A 16,365-nucleotide genomic window follows, 5' to 3' on the forward strand; every position below is an offset into this window, starting at 1 on the left:
ATGGCACGGCAGATGGTCATCCTCGCGCTCGCGATGGCGAGTTTCGGATGCAGTTCGCAACAGTCTTCGGCCGCCGCGAGCGGCGGCGCCGCGACGCCGGCGCCAAAGGCGACGTCCACGGGCATGAAAGTCGAAACGATCGCCAAGGGTCTGGATCATCCGTGGTCCGTCGCACTGATGCCCGACGGGAGTTTCCTGATCACCGAACGCCCGGGGCGGCTGCGCCACGTGTCGGCCGACGGCAAGGTCGGCGAACCGATCGCGGGCGTGCCGGGCGTGTTCGCGCAAGGCCAGGGCGGGTTGCTCGACGTCGTGCTCGCACCCGATTTCGCGAAGTCCAAGAAAATCTACCTGAGCTTCGCCGAGCCTGGCGAGAACGACACCGCAGGCACCGCGGTGGCGACCGCGACACTCGGCGACACCGCATTGACCAACCTGCGCGTGATCTATCGCCAGCAGCCCAAGCTCACGGGCGGCGGGCATTTCGGTTCGCGCATCGTCTTCGACGGGCACGGGCATGTCTTCATCAGCCAGGGCGAACGACAGGATCGCCCGACCGCGCAGAAGCTCGACATGCTGCAAGGCAAGCTCGTGCGCCTGAACCTCGACGGCAGCGTGCCGCGCGACAATCCCTTCGTCGGCCGCAAGGACGCACGCCCGGAAATCTGGAGCTACGGCCACCGCAACATGCAGGGCCTGGCACTCGACCCGCGCACCGGCACGCTGTGGGAAAGCGAACACGGCCCGCGCGGCGGCGACGAGATCAACCTCCCGCAAGCCGGCAAGAACTACGGCTGGCCGATCATCACCTACGGCATCGACTATCCCGGCTACAAGATTTCCGAATCCGTCGGCACGTCCGCGCCGGGCATGGAGCAACCGCACCATTACTGGCCGAAGTCCCCCGCCCTCAGCGGCATGGCCTTCTACACCGGCCGCCCCGGCAGCGCATGGAACGACAGCCTGTTCCTCGGCTCGCTCGTCGAAATGAACCTGATCCGCCTGTCGCTGAAAGGCAACGCGATCGTCGGCGAAGAACGCCTGCTGGCCGACGGCGGCGACCGCATCCGCGATGTGCGCGTCGGCAACGACGGCAACGTCTACGTGCTGACCGACGCGGACGACGGGAAGTTGTTGCGCCTCACGCCGCCCGGCAAATGATCGACGGCGCCTGCCACTGCGGCAACCTCCGCATCGCGCTGGACTGGCCGGCGGATGCGGCGCGCATTCCGGCCCGCGCATGTGGATGTACGTTCTGCCGCAAGCACGGTGCGGTGTGGACTTCGCACCCGGCGGCGGCGCTCGCCGTCCGCATCGAGGATCCGGCGCGCGTCGCGCGATATGCCTTCGGCACGCGCACGGCGGATTTCCTCGTGTGCGCAGGCTGCGGCGTGGTGGTCGCCGCGACATGCGACATCGACGGCCGCACATACGCGGTGGTGAACATCAACACGTTCGAGGGCGTCGACGCCGCGCGCTTCGACCGCAGCGACAGTGATGTCGAAGGCGAAACCGTCGACGCCCGCCTCGCCCGCCGGCGATCGCGCTGGATCGCCGACGTGCGGTTCGACTAGGCCTCGGCCGGTTCCTTCTCTTCCGGCGCCGGCTTGGTGCCTTCGTCGGCCACCTTGCGCAACGCCAGGCGATACGCGTTGGCCACCGTCGCCGGCTGTTTGCCGACTTCGCTGCAGCTCGATCCGGGGCACACGCCCTGCATCACGCCGGCGTCGAAATCGAGGCGCTCGACGAGGAAGTCGACGAACGCGCGCACCTTCGGCGATTGCACGCGGCCGCGCGGGAACACCGCGTTCAACTCGTACTCCGGGCCGTTCCATGCAGGCAGGACCCGCCGCACGTAACCGGCTTCGACGTACGGTTTCACCATGATGTCGTTGCCGAGCATCATGCCTTCGCCGGTGAGCAGCGCGCCGCGCAGGCCGGCCGGATCGTTGGCGACGAACACCGGGTCGATGCGGAACTCGGTGCTCTTGGTGCCGTCGTGCAACGGCCAGCTGAAGCCGAAGCCGTTCTTGCGCTGCTTGGTCATCGCCAACGTGCGGTGATGCTGCAGATCGTCGGGATGCAGCGGTTCGCCGTGGCGCTCGAGGTAACGCTGGCTCGCGTAAACCTGCGTGCGCAGCGTCGCCAGGCGACGCGCGACGAGGTTGGAATCCGGCAGGTTGCCGACGCGCAGCGCCACATCGATTTCCTTGTCGATGATGTCGAGCGGTTCGTTGTTGAGCACCATCTCCACGCGCACTTCGGGATTGCGCTGGTGGAATTCGCTCAACAGCGGCGCGATCCATTCGATGCCCATCGAATACGGCGTGGTGATGCGCAACCAACCGCGCGGCCCGCCCTGCAACTGGCCCACCGCGCTCTCGGCTTCATCCAGCTCGCGCGCGATGCGCTGGCAATGTTCGTAATACACGTTGCCCGCTTCGGTCAGCCCGAGCTTGCGCGTGGTGCGATGGAGCAGCTGCGCGCCCAGGCGCGTCTCGAGGTCCTGCACCTTGCGGCTGACCGTGGTCTTCGGAAGGCGCAACGCGCGCGCCGCGGAAATGAAACTGCCGTGCTCGACCACCTTGACGAAGATCAGGGTGTCGTTGAGATCGCGGGCCATGCGTGGCTCCTCTGGACCCGGGTCACCGTGGGGGGAAGAACATTGGACCGGGGCCGGGACAATTATTCCCCGATTTGCCAGCTAATCAAGTGCCGATCCGGGGCGTAACTTGCACGCCATTCCCGCCGGACCCCCTACGGCCATGTCCACCCAGCAACGTACCCGCCTCGCACTCCTGCCCCTCCTGCCGGTCGGCCTGACCGCGCTGGTGGTACTGGGTTTCTTCGCGATCGGAGAAGCGGCCGGGCATGGCGCCGGTCCGGCCTGGCTGATGGTCGTGGTGGTGGCCTTCCTCGTCGGCATGCCCCTGCTCATCCTCGGCCTGGCCGTGGCCGGCGCCGTGCAGCGGCACGACCTGATCCGCGCCTTCATCCCACATCCGGGAGAAACCATCCCGGGAGCGGGCCAATGAAATCCAACAATCGTCATTCGGGCGGCCCGACGGCCGCCCTCCTGGTTCTCGGCGCGACCGGCGCCATCGGGCGCGGCGTGGTCCGCGCCGCGCTCGACGCCGGCCGGCCCGTCATCGCCGTCTCCCCCGACCCCGACGGGTTGCGCGCATTGCAGGGAACGCATGCGCACGCCGACCTTTACACGCTCGAAGCGCTCATGCGCGACGAGCACGACGCGGCCATGCTCGAACGCAAGCTGCGCAACCTCGACCGCCCGATCCACGGCGCCATCGTCGCGTTGTGCAGCGAGCGCGAACGCGGCCGCTTGCTCGACGGCTCGGCGAGCGAACTGCGCGATTCGATCGACCAGGGTGTCGTCGCCCACCTCGCGCTCGCGCGCCACTTGCTGCCGCTGCTCGCGCAGGGCGGCCGCGCCGGGGGTTGGGTGATCGTCGACGGCCCCGGCGGCGACCATCCATGGGCCGGGTATGGCCATCGTTCGGTCGGTGCGGCGGCGCTGCGAATGCTCGCGCGCGTGCTGCATGAAGAAGCCCGCCCGCGCGGCGTGCGCGTGCAGCTGCTCGCGCTCGACTTCCCGCTGAAGACAGAGGCCAACGCGAAGCACGCGTGCGACCAATGGCCCGATGCACGCGGCGTCGGCCGTCGCGCGATCGCGTTGCTCGATCGCGTGGACCACGCGGCCACGGACCCGATCGTGCATTGCAAGGGCCCGTGCAAATACGAATCGCAGGAATCGGATGGCGGCGATGCATCGCTCGCCTCACGCTGCTTCGAGGACGCGCGCCGGCTGCTCGGCGCGCTCTCGCCATCCCACAAGAACAAGAACGACGCCACCCACTCCCCTTCTCCCCTCTCCAAGGAAGACGCCCATGACCCGCCAACCCGCCGATAAGCTTCCGATCGTCAACCGCGTCGTGCTCGGCACGCTGGCGCTTGCCGCGATTCTTCCGATCGCCCTGTCCGCCTGTTCGAGCGAAGCCGCCCCCGCGGCCCCGCCGCCGCCGGAAGTCAGCGTGGCCACGGTGCTGAGCAAGGACGTCGCGCAGTGGGATGAGTTCACCGGCCGCGTGCAGGCCGTGGAAACCGTCGACCTGCGCCCGCGCGTCAGCGGCTACGTGGAGCGCGTGGCGTACCACGAAGGCCAGGACGTCAGGAAAGGCGATCTGCTGTTCGTGATCGATCCGCGCCCGTATCGCGCCGCGCTCGACCAGGCACTGGCCAATCTCGAAAAGGCCCGCGCCGAACAATTGCTCGCGCAAACGCAGGACCGCCGTGCGCAGACGCTGATCGACGCGAAGGCCATCTCGCGCGAAGAGTTCGAGATCCGCAAGGCTGCGTCGTCGCAGGGCAACGCCGGCGTGCGCGCCGCCGAAGCCGCGGTCGCCGCCGCGCGCCTCGATCTGCAGTTCACCGAGGTGCGTTCGCCGATCGATGGCCGCGCCGGCCGTGCGCTGGTCACCGAGGGCAACCTCGCGCAGACCGACGCCACGCTGCTCACCACGCTCGTCTCGCAAGACCCGATGTACATCTACTTCGAGAGCGACGAGCAGGCGTTCCTGCGTTACGCGGCGCTCGCGCGCAAGGGCGAGCGCGACGGCGTGCGCAACCCCGTCCGCATCGGCCTGGCCGACGAAGACGGCTATCCGCACGACGGCACGGTCGACTTCATCGACAACCAGGTCGATGCGCAGACCGGCACCATCCGCGCGCGCGCCGTGGTGGCCAATCCCGACCGCGTGTTCACGCCCGGTCTGTTCGCGCGCGTGCAGTTGAAGGGCACCGGCAGGTTCAAGGCGATGCTGGTCGACGACAAGGCCGTGCTCACCGACCAGGATCGCAAGTACGTCTACGTGCTCGGCCCGAACAACACGGCGGCGCGCAAGGACATCGTGCCCGGCCCGATGATCGACGGCCTGCGCGTGGTGCGCTCGGGCCTGGCGCCCACCGACAAGGTGATCGTGCACGGCGTGCAGAAGGTGTTCATGCCTGGCATGCCGGTCTCGCCGAAGGCGATCGTGATGGGCGCGGCGCCTGCGGGCGAAAAAGTCGCGATGAAGTAAACCGCACCGCTCTACGGCTGCACCCCCTCCCGGCCTCCCCCTGCCTTCGCAGGGGGAGGAGCAGAGTTTCTTTTGCCTGAGGAACGCCTCATGGACTTCTCCAAATTCTTCATCGACCGGCCGATCTTCGCCGCCGTGCTGTCGATCGTGATCTTCGCCGCGGGCCTGATCTCGATCCCGCTGCTCCCCATCAGCGAGTACCCCGAAGTCGTGCCGCCGTCGGTCGTCGTGCGCACCGTGTATCCGGGCGCGAACCCGAAGGTGATCGCCGAGACGGTCGCGACACCGCTGGAGGAATCGATCCGCGGCGTCGAAGGCCTGATGTACGTCAAGTCCGTCGCCAGTTCCGACGGCGTGCTGCAGATCACCGTGACCTTCCGCCCTGAAGTGGACGCGGACGAGGCGACGGTGCGCGTGCAGAACCGCGTCTCACAGGCGCTCGCCCGCTTGCCCGAGGACGTGCGCCGCCAGGGCGTGACGACGCAGAAGCAGTCGCCCGTGTTCCTGATGGTGGTGCACCTCACCTCGCCGAGCGGCAAGTACGACACGCTGTACCTGCGCAACTACCTGCGCCTGCACGTGAAGGACCAGCTCGCGAGCATCCCCGGCGTCGGCGAAGCGCAACCCTTCGGTGGCGGCGATTACGCGATGCGCCTGTGGCTCGATCCCGACCGCGTCGCCGCACGCGGCATGACCGCCGGCGACGTGTTGCGCGCGGTGCGCGAACAGAACATCCAGGTCTCCGCGGGCCAGCTGGGTGCGGAGCCGATGCCGAACGGCAGCGACTTCCTCACGCTGATCAACGCGCGCGGCCGCCTCTCCACGCCGGAAGAATTCGGCAACATCGTGCTCAAGGGCGGCGGCGATGGTGAAGTCGTGCGCCTGCGCGACGTCGCCCGCATCGAACTCGCCGCCGGCGACTACACCATGCGTGCCCGCCTCGACGGCCAGAACGCCGCGGCGATCGGCATCTTCCAGGCGCCGGGCGCCAACGCGCTGCAGATCCGCGACGAAGTGATCCGCCGCATGGACATCGCGGCGAAGAGCTTCCCGCCGGGCATCGAATACAAGTCGATCTACGACACCACGGTGTTCGTGCGCGATTCGATCAAGTCGGTCGTCACCACGCTGCTCGAAGCCACCCTGCTCGTCGTGCTCGTCGTCATCCTGTTCCTGCAGACCTGGCGCGCCTCGATCATTCCGCTGATCGCGGTGCCGGTGTCGGTGATCGGCACGTTCGCCGCGTTGCACCTGCTCGGGTTCTCCATCAACACGCTGACCTTGTTCGGATTGGTGCTGGCGATCGGCATCGTGGTGGACGATGCCATCGTCGTGGTGGAGAACGTCGAGCGCCACATCGAGGAAGGCGCATCGCCGCTCGAAGCGGCGCACCTGGCGATGAAGGAAGTCTCCGGCCCGATCATCGCGATCGCGCTGGTGTTGTGCGCGGTCTTCGTCCCGATGGCATTCCTCTCGGGCGTGACCGGGCAGTTCTACAAGCAGTTCGCGGTGACCATCGCCATCTCCACGGTCATCTCGGCCATCAACTCGCTGACGCTCTCGCCCGCCCTCGCCGCCCGCTTGTTGCGTGCGCACGGTGCGCCGAAGGATGCCGGCGCGCGCCTGATCGACCGCCTGTTCGGCTGGCTGTTCCGTCCGTTCAACCGCTTCTTCCACACCAGCGCCGACCGCTACCAGAAGGGCGTGCGCAAGGCGTTGGGCCGTCGTGGCGTGGTGTTCGCGGCGTATGCGGTGCTGCTGCTCGCCACGGGCCTGATGTTCCAGGTCGTGCCGCGCGGCTTCATCCCCGTGCAGGACAAGGGGTATCTGATCGCCGGCGTGAAGATGCCGGAAGGCGCGTCCATCGAACGCACCGACGCCGCGCTCAAGCGCATCGGCCAGATCGCCATGTCCATCGACGGCGTGCAGAACGACGTCGCCTTCCCTGGCCTGAACCCGCTGCAGTTCACCAACACCCCGAACTACGGCGTCACCTTCATCAACCTCAAGCCCTTCGGTCAGCGCACGCGCAGCGCCGCGGAAATCAACGCCGAACTGAGCGCGAAGATCCACGGTATCCAGGAAGGGTTCGCGTTCTCGCTGCTGCCGCCGCCGATCCAGGGGCTCGGCAACGGATCGGGTTACTCGCTCTATATCGAAGACCGCAACAACCTCGGCTACGGCGCGTTGCAGAGTGCGGTGCAGGCCTTCCAGGGCGCCGGCGTACAGACGCCCGGCATCGGCTACCCGAACACGAGCTACCAGGCCAACGTGCCGCAGCTAGACGCGGAAGTCGATCGCACCAAGGCCAAGGCGCAGGGCGTGCCGTTGACGGAGTTGTTCGACACGTTGCAGACGTATCTGGGTTCGGCCTACGTCAACGACTTCAACCTGTTCGGCCGCACGTGGCAGGTGGTGGCGCAGGCCGATGGCCAGTACCGCGACAACGTCGAGGACATCGGCAAGCTGCGCACGCGCAACGACCGCGGCGAGATGGTGCCGATCGGCAGCATGGTGAAGGTCACGCAGACCTACGGCCCCGACCCGGTGATCCGCTACAACGGCCATCCGGCCGCCGACATCCTCGGTGAAGCCGATCCGCGCATCCTCTCCTCGGCGCAGGCGATGGAAACGCTCGAAGACATCGCCGCCAAGGTGCTGCCCAACGGCATGGACATCGAGTGGACGGACCTGAGCTACCAGCAGGCGACGCAGGGCAAGGCGACGCTGATCGTGTTCCCGCTCGCGGTGCTGCTCGTCTTCCTCGTGCTGGCCGCGCTGTATGAAAGCTGGACGCTGCCGCTCGCCGTCATCCTGATCGTGCCGATCGTGATGCTGTCCGCGCTGCTCGGCGTGTGGATGACCGGCGACAACAACGTGTTCGTGCAGGTCGGCCTGGTGGTGTTGATGGGCCTGGCGTGCAAGAACGCGATCCTGATCGTCGAGTTTGCCCGCGAGCTCGAACTGCAGGGCAAGGGCATCGTCGAAGCCGCGCTGGAAGCCTGCCGCCTGCGACTGCGCCCGATCGTAATGACCTCGATCGCCTTCATTGCCGGCACGATCCCGCTCGTGCTCTCGCACGGCGCCGGCGCCGAAGTGCGCTCGGTCACCGGCATCACGGTGTTCGCCGGGATGCTCGGCGTGACGCTGTTCGGCCTGTTCCTCACCCCGGTCTTCTACGTCGCCCTGCGCAAGCTCGTGACGCGCAAGGCCCCGACCGCCGACGCGACCGCGACGGCGCACGCCTGACCGGCAGACAAGGAGTCCTCGCATGACCTCGCTCCAATTCCACCCGCGGCGCGCCACGCGCCTTGCGATGACCGTGCTGTCGACCGCGCTGCTCGCGGCATGCGCGGTCGGCCCGGATTACGTCAAACCCACCGCGGTCGAACCGGCGACGTTTGCGCGCACCGACGCGACCGCGGTGGCCGCTCCCGCCGACGATGCGTTCTGGGAACGCTTCAACGATCCGCAATTGACCGCGCTCGTCGAGGAAGCCCTGTCGGCCAACCATGACTTGCGCATCGCGCTCTCGCGTTACGACCAGGCCAATGCCTTGTTGCGCGACGCGCGGTTCGACCAGGTCCCGACGATCACCGCGCAGGGCAACGCGAGCCGTTCGCGCCTGAGCGCGGACCAGGCGCCGGGCGTGTCGCGCGATGCACGCGATGGCGTGGAGTCGTACGACGTCGGTGTCGTGGCGGGCTGGGAGCTCGACCTGTGGGGCCGCGTGCGGCGCAACGTCGAAGCCAATCGCGCGGGCGTGGAAGCCAGCGCGAACGACCTGGCGGCGATGCAGGTCGCGATCGTCGGCGATGTCGCGCGCAGTTATTTCGAGTTGCGCGGATTGCAGGAACGCCTGCGCGTCGCGCGCGACAACGCGGCCAACCAGGACGGCACGCTGCGCATCGTGCAGGCGCGCTTCGATGCGGGGCGCGGCACCGAGTTCGATACCTCGCGGGCGCGGGCGCAACTGGAAAGCACCCGCGCCATCGTGCCGCAGCTCGAGGCGCAGGTCGCCTTCGCCGAACATCGCATCGCGGTGTTGACGGGGCATGTGCCCGAAGCGCTGATCGCGCAGCTCGACAAGCCCGTCGCGCTGCCGGCGTTGCCCGAACAGATCGACGCCGGCACGCCGGGTGATCTCGTGCGTCGTCGCCCCGACGTCGCCGCGGCGGAGCAGCGCCTGCATGCCTCCACCGCACGCGTCGGCGTGGCGACGGCGGATCTGTTTCCGCGCTTCACGCTCGGCGGGCTGATCGGAAGCCAGTCCATCGACGCGGGCAACTTGTTCGAACGCGACAGCGAGACGCGCGTGGTGGCGCTGGGCATCGACTGGTCGTTCCTCGACGTCGGCCGCGTGCGCGCCCGCATCGCGGCAGCGGATGCCAATGCGGAAGGCGAACTGGCGCGTTATCGGCAGACGGTGTTGCTCGCGTTGGAAGACACCGAGAACGCACTGATCCGCCAGAACCGTGCGCGCGTGGAAGACCGGCATCGCGAGCAGGCGGCGCTCGACAGTGCGAACGCGGCCCGATTGGCGCGCGTGCGTTACGAAGCCGGCGCGGTGGACTTGTTCGAAGTGCTGGATGCCGAGCGCGCTCAGCTGCAGGCGCAGGATGCGTTCGCCGATGCGAGGACGCGCAGCGCGGTCAGCGTGGTCGCGCTGTACCGCGCACTGGCCGGCGGATGGCCGGGGCAGATGCCGATGCGGGAGAAGATTGCGCGGGAGTGACTCAATCTCGATCGTTCTTCAGAAAAGTGTCCCGGTCGATGGCTCGGCGTAGGTGAGCCTGCCATCGATGAGCAATGCAGCGCCGGTGTACGGATGTTCCTCCACACGCCCCGGCGACACCAGGTGGATGACCTCCCATCCACCTGCCTTGAAGTCGTCCGAGATCAGCCCGCGGTGGCATTGCCACCACATCGCTTCGGCGCACATCACGGCGGTGGGTGTGTCGCTCGCGAGCGCGGCGAGTACGTCACGCGCGTGCTGGTAGCCGGGCGTGGCCATGTAGTCGGCGTAAGCGCGGAAGCTCGCGTTGCGCCAACGCGTGTTGGGTGACGCCTTCGACGGCGTGCGTCGCCCGCCCAGGTCGACGATCGGTACGTACGCGATGCCCGCTTCGGGCAATGCAGTCGCCATCGCCTCGCCGGAGAACTGCGGATGCCGCCGCGAGCCGGCGAAGCGCCGCACGTCCGCCAGCGCACGGATGCCGGCCGCATCGAGCATCCCGACGAAGGTGCCCCAATCGCGGGTGGAATGGCCGATGGTCCATAGCGTGCGCATGCGCTGGATCGTAGCGGCAGGACGCTCCTCCGAGCGGTGAAAGGCCTTTGACGCGACGGCGACTAGGCTGGCGCACATGAATGGACAATCGCCCGTCAGCCTGGCGCGCAGCGCGCAGATCATCGCCTTCCTGCTGAAGTACCGCAGCGCGGGCGTCTTCACCGGCATCGACATCGACCAGGCCTCCACCATCGCCGGCCAGGACACGCCCGAAGGCGACCCCGAACAGTTCGTCGACGACCTCGAGGCGCTGGGCCCCACCTTCATCAAGATCGGCCAGGCGCTCTCGACGCGGCCGGACATGGTGCCGCCCGCCTACATCGTGGCCCTGCAGCGCATGCAGGACGAAGTGGCGGAAGTCCCCTTCGAGGTCATCCGCGCGGTGTTCGAGAACGAGATCGGCGTGCGCATGAACAAGGTGTTCCTGCATGTCGACGAAACGCCGATCGGCAGCGCGTCGCTCGCGCAGGTACATCGCGCGGTGCTGCGCGACGGGCGCGAGGTGGCGGTGAAGGTGCAGCGCCCGTTCGTGGCCGAGCAGGTGCGCACGGACCTCGACACCATCGCCTCCTTCGCCGACAAGGCCGACCGCATCACCGACCTCGGACGTCGCCTGCGGTTTTCCGATTGGGTGCACGAGTTCCGCAAGACGCTGTTCGCCGAGCTCGACTACCGCGTGGAGTCCGAGAACCTCGAACGTTTCGCCGAACATTTCGAGGCGTACCCGGAGTTGTTCGTCCCGCAGCCCGTGCGCGACCTGTGCAGCGCGCGCGTGCTGACGATGGACCTGGTGCGCGGCACGAAGGTCACCGAGCTGTCCGGCGTGCGCCGCACCGAACAGGACATGGGCCTGCTCGGCCGCGCGCTGCTGCGTGGTTACCTGGACCAGATGTTCGTGCACGGCGAAATCCACGCCGACCCGCACGCCGGCAACATGCTGGTCACCGAGGACGGGCGGCTGGGGTTGTTCGACCTCGGCATGATCGCGCACGTACCGCCGAAGCAACGCGAGCGCTTGCTGAAGTTGTTGTTCGGCGCGGTCGACGGCCGCGGCGAGGAGGTGGCGAACGAAGCCATCGCGATGGGCACGCGGCTGGAGGATTTCGAGCACGAGCGCTTCCAGCGCGAAATCGGGCAACTGGTCGCGCGCTACGCCGCACATTCGGCGTCGCAGGCGATGTCGGAAGGACGCCTCGTCATCGAACTGGTACGCCTGTCCACCGCATGCAACCTGCGCACGCCGCCCGAGCTGAGCATGCTGGGCAAGACGCTGCTGAACCTGGAACAGGTGGCCTTTGCGCTCGACCCCCACCTGGACGTCAAGCGCATCACCGAGAACCACATCCAGCACGTGATGCGCGAGCGCATGCGGCAGTCCTTCTCGCCGGCCAACATCGCCAGCGAAGTGCTCGAGATGCAATCGCTGGTACGTGAGTCGCCGCGCAAGATCTCCGACATCCTCTCGCTGCTGGCGGAGAACCGGCTGACCGTGCAACTCGGCGGTCTGGAGGACTCGCAGCTGATGGAGAACCTGCAGAAGATCGCCAACCGAATCACCGCCGGCGTGATCACCGCCGCGCTGATCCTCGCCTCGGCGATGCTGATGCGCGTGGATACCGCCGGGGCACGCCTGTTCGGGTACCCGGCGCTGGCGCTGGTGCTGTTCCTGCTCGGAACGGTGCTGGGCGTGATGCTGGTCTGGAGCGCGCTGCGGCGGGACCACAAGGCACGGCCGAAGGAAGAGCGCGGGATGCGCTAGGGGCCGTCCACGGGCGTCGGTTAGAATTCGCGTCCCCCAGGCATCACCCTCCCCGCAATGTCCTCCCCCTTCGGCACGGAAACGGTGCTGGATGTCCGCCATTGGACGGACGCTTACTTCAGTTTCACCACCACGCGCGACGACGGCTTCCGGTTCGAGAACGGCCAGTTCGTCATGATCGGCCTGCCCGTCGAGCAAGCGGACGGCACGACGCGCCCGCTGATGCGCGCGTATTCGATCGCCAGCGCGAACTGGGAAGAGCAACTGGAGTTCTTCAGCATCAAGGTGGCCGACGGCCCGCTGACTTCGCGCCTGCAGCACATCCGCGCGGGCGACACCGTGCTGATCGGCCGCAAGCCGACGGGCACGCTGTTGATCCACGACCTGCACCCCGGGCGGAACCTCTATCTGCTGGGCACCGGCACGGGCTTCGCGCCGTGGCTGGCGGTGATCAAGGACCCCGCGACGTACGAACGCTTCGAGCGCGTGATCCTGTGCCATGGCGTGCGCAACGCCGGCGACCTCGCCTACCGCGATTACATCGTCAACGAACTGCCGCACCACGAGTTCCTCGGCGAGCAGATCCGCAATCAGCTGCTGTATTACCCCGCGGTGTCGCGCGAAGGCTTCCTCGTCGACGGCCGCGACCAGCGCGGGCGCCTGACCGACCTGATGGACGGCGGCCGCATGATGGAACACCTTGGCCTGCCGCCGCTCGACGCGGCGCACGACCGCGCGATGGTTTGCGGCAGCCCGCAGATGCTGGCGGACTTCCGCGCGCTGCTCGACGCCCGTGGCTTCACCGCCGCGCCGCGCATCGGCGTGCCGGGACAGTACGTGTTCGAGCGGGCGTTCGTCGAGAAGTAGGCGCATCACCGCCTCGGGAACCCGATCGACGTGCCTTCCAGGACGAAGCACGTGCCGAACAACGTCGGCGTTGCCGCCCGCACGCGATACGGGATGAACACGTCGAAGCAGCGCCCGTCCACTTCGGACAAGTGCAGGCGGATCGCGTCTTCCATGCCGTCGCGCGGGACGTGCAGGTGGATGTCGAGCACCAGCGCATGGGCGATGGCGGCGGGGTCGATCTCGGCCACTTCCGTGGCGAGCGTCGCCACGCACTCGGACAACGGCGGCGCTACCAGCGCGGGCGCGAAGCCGACCTGCACCACGCGGTCGGGTGCGACCACGTAGCCGCCGAAGGGCTGGAACTCGCCGAAGCGGTCGAGCATCGTGCGCGCGAAGGCGAGCAACTCGTCGCGCAGCACATCGCATGCGCCCCTCATGGCGGCGGCCCAAGGTCGTCGCGGCGGACGATGGTCGTCGCTTGCTCCACCGTCGAGGTCACGTGCGTGTGCGTCCCGGTAACCACCACGTGCGTGCGTCCCGTGCGTTGCGCGTGTTCGAGTTGCGCGCGCAACTGCGGGGACATCGCCACGCGCCGCGCGTCCTTGATTTCGCCGACTTGCGTTGGGTTCTCGAAATCGGGAATCGTGCGCCCGTGCGGCGTATCGATGGGCCGCGTGTTCTTCACCTCGCCCAGCGCCGCGAGAATGCGCGCTTCGGACCGGATCCCGCGCAGCAGGTTGGCGGGACTGGCGGCCAGCCCGCCGGGCCCGTCCGCGAATTGCGACAGGAACAAGGCGACGAGCACCCGCGCACCACCGAGCTGCCCATCGCCATGCGCTTGCGCCGCAGCTGCATGCCGCCCGTCGGGCGGCGGTTGCCCGTGTGCGGCCACCCACGCAATGGACTGCCGGCCATCCGGATCCGTGCGCGCCATCGGATTGGCATCCGCGTACGCATGGCGCGCACCGGCCGCGGGCGCCGGATCGACGGAGAGGAACCGCGCAGCCGCGGGCCCCGCCGCGATGCACAACGCAACACCGATCAGCCACGCGAAGCAGCGCCGGTCCATGGAGTTCGCTCCTCGATTCGTTCGGAACGTCCATCTCGCGCGCTCGCGCCACGTCGCGACAAGGCGAAACGCCGCAGGAACGCGACGATCCCGGGTAGCGCCGCATTCACTTGTTCTTGACCGCAACCGATCGCCGATGCGTTAGCGTTTTTGGATGGCGACGACTTCGAAGGCCCCCGCTCCCCAACCGCTCCCCGCGTCACGCGGCGGGACGTTGCAAGAACCGCCACTTTCGCTCGCGAATTTCTTCACGCGCCGCTCGTTGCGCGCGCTCACCGACGCCGAACGCGCGAAGGTCGTCGAGGCCCAGGTGCACGCCACGCGGCCGATCGTCAGCGGCGTGGTCGCCAGCGGCGCGATGATCCTCGCACTCACGGGGATGTTCGAACTGGCGGGGATCACGCCGAGCATCGGTTGGCCATGGTGGGCCTCGGAGATCGTCGCGCTGACCGCCGGCGCCTGCGCCCTCGCGATCTGGCACCTCAACGACTGGCGCCCGCGGCTGATGCTCACGGTACTGAGCGTGTTGCTCGTGGGCGTGTTCCTCTCGATTCCCCTCCCCGGCGTCGACCAGCCCACCACCGGGCGCGCGGGCCTGTTCCAGTTGATGCCGATCGCGTTGCTCGCGCTGATGGCGCGGCGCGTGTCGATGGTCGCCATCGCCGCCGCGATGACCGCCGTCGCCGCGCTGCGCGTGGGATTGCACGGCCATCCGCCGCACGGCGCGGCGCTGTACTGGCTCACGCTGGTCGTCGCGATCGGGTTCGGCACGATGCTCGGCGGCTACCGCACCGACTTTGCCGTCAGCACCTACCGCGTGCGCCAGAAGTTGCGCGAACAGGCCACCACCGACGAACTCACCGGCCTGCGCAACCGCGCCGGCTGGAACCGCGAAGCCGGCGATGCGTACGACGACGCCGTCAAGCGCGGCCGCCGCGCGAGCGTCGTGTTCCTCGACATCGATTACTTCAAGAAAGTGAACGACACCTTCGGCCACGCCGCCGGCGACCAAGTGATCCAGCGCCTCGGACAGATCCTGCGCGAACGCGCGGGCGAGCGGTGCCTGTGCGCGCGGCTGGGCGGCGAGGAGTTCGTCGTGATGCTGATCGACCAGGCGCCCGAATCGGTCGAAGGGTTCGTCCAGCGCGTGCGGCGCGAATTCCAGGAAGCCGCGCGCGACGCGGGCGTCACCGTCAGCGCCGGCGTCGCGCATCGCGTTCCCGCCGAGAGCATGGGCCAGCACATGCGCCGCGCGGACCTGGCGCTCTACGAAGCGAAGGCTGCCGGCCGCGACCGCATGGTGGTATCGAAGGCCTAGGCGTTCGCCGGCCGCAGCGCGTCGCGATAGCGGCGGCTGCACGGCACGATGGTGCCGTCGCGCAACAGCACGCGTGCATCACCGGTATCGAGCGGCTCGATCTGCGCGATGCAATCCAGGTTGACCATGTGGCTGCGATGCACGCGCACGAAGCGCGCGGGATCCAGCTGCTGTTCGATCGCGGCCATCGTGCTGCGCAGCGGATATTCGTGGCCGCGCACGCGCAGGTTCACGTAGTTGCCGGAGGCCTGCAGCGATTCGACATCATTGGCGGCGATCAGGAACTCCTTGCCGAGTTTGCGCACGAGGAATCGCTCGGGGCGTTCGGCCAGCGCGATCGCCGGCGCGTCGTCGGGCTGCGACAGCAGGCTCGCCTCGCCCTGCCAGCGCCGCAGGAACCAGCGCCACGCCTCCATCGTCGCGACCAGCGAGGCATAGCTGCGCACGTCCTTCAGATATTCGTAGCCCCACTCGCGCAACACCGGACCGAAGTCGTAGTGATCGCCCTGCGCGGCATAGACGGCCTTGCGGATGGCGACCATCCCGGCGACGTGGAGGAGCGACCACGCCACGCTGCCGAGGATGTGCAGCGGCAGTGCGCGCCGCCAGGTATCGAACCGCACCGGGTTCCACCGGGTGTACCAGGCGACCACAGGCACGAGCGCCAGGCAGACGATGGCGCTCGACCATTCCCACACCGCCGGTTCCCAGGCATCGAACCCGAGCCCGGCGCGCTGGATGTCGATCCAGGTGACCGCACTGTTGGCGGTCGCGTTCACGCAATACATCACGACCCAGAAGCCCACTTCGAAGGTGCGCCGCCACGGGCGGAAGCGGTCCCACGCGGTGGGGGTCATCTGGAAGGCGTCGGTCGACATGCCGCGCATTGTGGCGGAGGGACGCAGGCCTGCGCGAACGGCTCGTCCCTCGGTCCCGCGATTCGTCCCCGCAACCTGCGAATCAATCACTTGGCGCTGTCATTGC

The 16,365-nt window shown here is 68.0% G+C and carries 15 protein-coding genes; 10 read left to right on the plus strand and 5 right to left on the minus strand.

Features of this window, described 5'->3' with window-relative positions:
- Both LF41_RS01450 and LF41_RS01455 read left to right on the plus strand, forming a co-directional pair.
- Window positions 1–1,161 (plus strand): PQQ-dependent sugar dehydrogenase, encoded by a 1,161-nt coding sequence (locus LF41_RS01450; protein ID WP_202594002.1) that lies wholly within the window; start codon window positions 1–3, stop codon window positions 1,159–1,161.
- Window positions 1,158–1,574 carry a GFA family protein gene (locus LF41_RS01455; RefSeq protein WP_036164760.1) on the plus strand — a complete coding sequence of 139 codons (417 nt, stop codon included), beginning with the start codon at window positions 1,158–1,160 and terminating at the stop codon, window positions 1,572–1,574. The genes LF41_RS01450 and LF41_RS01455 overlap by 4 nt, the downstream gene beginning before the upstream one ends.
- On the opposite strand, the gene LF41_RS01460 is transcribed toward LF41_RS01455, so the two are convergent.
- On the minus strand, window positions 1,571–2,623 hold the full coding sequence (locus tag LF41_RS01460; protein WP_036164763.1) for a LysR family transcriptional regulator: 1,053 nt from the start codon (window positions 2,621–2,623) through the stop codon (window positions 1,571–1,573). The genes LF41_RS01455 and LF41_RS01460 overlap by 4 nt on opposite strands.
- 142 nt (window positions 2,624–2,765) lie before the next feature.
- Between LF41_RS01460 and LF41_RS01465 the strand changes: the two genes are divergently transcribed.
- The 5 genes from LF41_RS01465 to LF41_RS01485 all read left to right on the plus strand — a co-directional run bounded on the left by LF41_RS01465 (window position 2,766) and on the right by LF41_RS01485 (window position 9,831).
- Window positions 2,766–3,035, plus strand: coding sequence for a hypothetical protein (locus LF41_RS01465; protein ID WP_036164765.1), 270 nt, complete (start codon window positions 2,766–2,768; stop codon window positions 3,033–3,035).
- A complete protein-coding gene (locus LF41_RS01470; protein WP_052116023.1) occupies window positions 3,032–3,928 on the plus strand; it encodes an SDR family NAD(P)-dependent oxidoreductase in 897 nt (298 codons plus the stop codon). Before LF41_RS01465 ends, LF41_RS01470 begins: the two co-directional genes overlap by 4 nt.
- Window positions 3,906–5,096 carry an efflux RND transporter periplasmic adaptor subunit gene (locus LF41_RS01475; RefSeq protein ID WP_084073204.1) on the plus strand — a complete coding sequence of 397 codons (1,191 nt, stop codon included), beginning with the start codon at window positions 3,906–3,908 and terminating at the stop codon, window positions 5,094–5,096. Before LF41_RS01470 ends, LF41_RS01475 begins: the two co-directional genes overlap by 23 nt.
- Before the next feature lie 90 nt (window positions 5,097–5,186).
- Window positions 5,187–8,345: an efflux RND transporter permease subunit gene (locus LF41_RS01480; protein WP_036164767.1), complete on the plus strand. Its 3,159-nt coding sequence runs from the start codon at window positions 5,187–5,189 to the stop codon at window positions 8,343–8,345.
- 22 nt (window positions 8,346–8,367) lie between these two features.
- Window positions 8,368–9,831, plus strand: coding sequence for an efflux transporter outer membrane subunit (locus LF41_RS01485; protein ID WP_036164768.1), 1,464 nt, complete (start codon window positions 8,368–8,370; stop codon window positions 9,829–9,831).
- An 18-nt stretch (window positions 9,832–9,849) separates the two neighbouring features.
- Here the strand turns inward: LF41_RS01485 and LF41_RS01490 are convergent, their stop codons facing one another.
- Entirely contained in the window at window positions 9,850–10,386 is a 537-nt protein-coding gene (locus tag LF41_RS01490; protein ID WP_036164772.1) for a DUF488 domain-containing protein, read from the minus strand.
- Between the two features lie 76 nt (window positions 10,387–10,462).
- Here LF41_RS01490 and LF41_RS01495 point away from each other — a divergent pair, with 76 nt between their 5' ends.
- Together LF41_RS01495 and LF41_RS01500 are read left to right on the plus strand one after the other, a co-directional pair.
- A complete protein-coding gene (locus tag LF41_RS01495; RefSeq protein ID WP_036164775.1) occupies window positions 10,463–12,145 on the plus strand; it encodes an ABC1 kinase family protein in 1,683 nt (560 codons plus the stop codon).
- A 57-nt stretch (window positions 12,146–12,202) separates the two neighbouring features.
- Entirely contained in the window at window positions 12,203–13,012 is an 810-nt protein-coding gene (locus tag LF41_RS01500; protein WP_036164777.1) for a ferredoxin--NADP reductase, read from the plus strand.
- Window positions 13,013–13,017: 5 nt separating this feature from the next.
- Here the strand turns inward: LF41_RS01500 and LF41_RS01505 are convergent, their stop codons facing one another.
- Window positions 13,018–13,431: a hypothetical protein gene (locus tag LF41_RS01505; RefSeq protein ID WP_036164779.1), complete on the minus strand. Its 414-nt coding sequence runs from the start codon at window positions 13,429–13,431 to the stop codon at window positions 13,018–13,020.
- A complete protein-coding gene (locus LF41_RS01510) occupies window positions 13,428–14,063 on the minus strand; it encodes a DUF6177 family protein (RefSeq protein WP_036164781.1) in 636 nt (211 codons plus the stop codon). Before LF41_RS01510 ends, LF41_RS01505 begins: the two co-directional genes overlap by 4 nt.
- A gap of 214 nt (window positions 14,064–14,277) precedes the next feature.
- Here LF41_RS01510 and LF41_RS01515 point away from each other — a divergent pair, with 214 nt between their 5' ends.
- Window positions 14,278–15,381: a GGDEF domain-containing protein gene (locus LF41_RS01515; RefSeq protein ID WP_036164784.1), complete on the plus strand. Its 1,104-nt coding sequence runs from the start codon at window positions 14,278–14,280 to the stop codon at window positions 15,379–15,381.
- Here LF41_RS01515 and LF41_RS01520 read toward each other — a convergent pair.
- Complete coding sequence (locus LF41_RS01520; protein ID WP_237577574.1) at window positions 15,378–16,259, minus strand: LytTR family DNA-binding domain-containing protein; 882 nt, start codon at window positions 16,257–16,259, stop codon at window positions 15,378–15,380. The two genes, LF41_RS01515 and LF41_RS01520, sit on opposite strands and share 4 nt — an antisense overlap.
- Between the last annotated feature and the right edge of the window lie 106 nt (window positions 16,260–16,365).

Origin of the sequence: Lysobacter dokdonensis DS-58 (genome assembly GCF_000770795.1) — a bacterium.
GTDB lineage: Bacteria > Pseudomonadota > Gammaproteobacteria > Xanthomonadales > Xanthomonadaceae > Noviluteimonas > Noviluteimonas dokdonensis.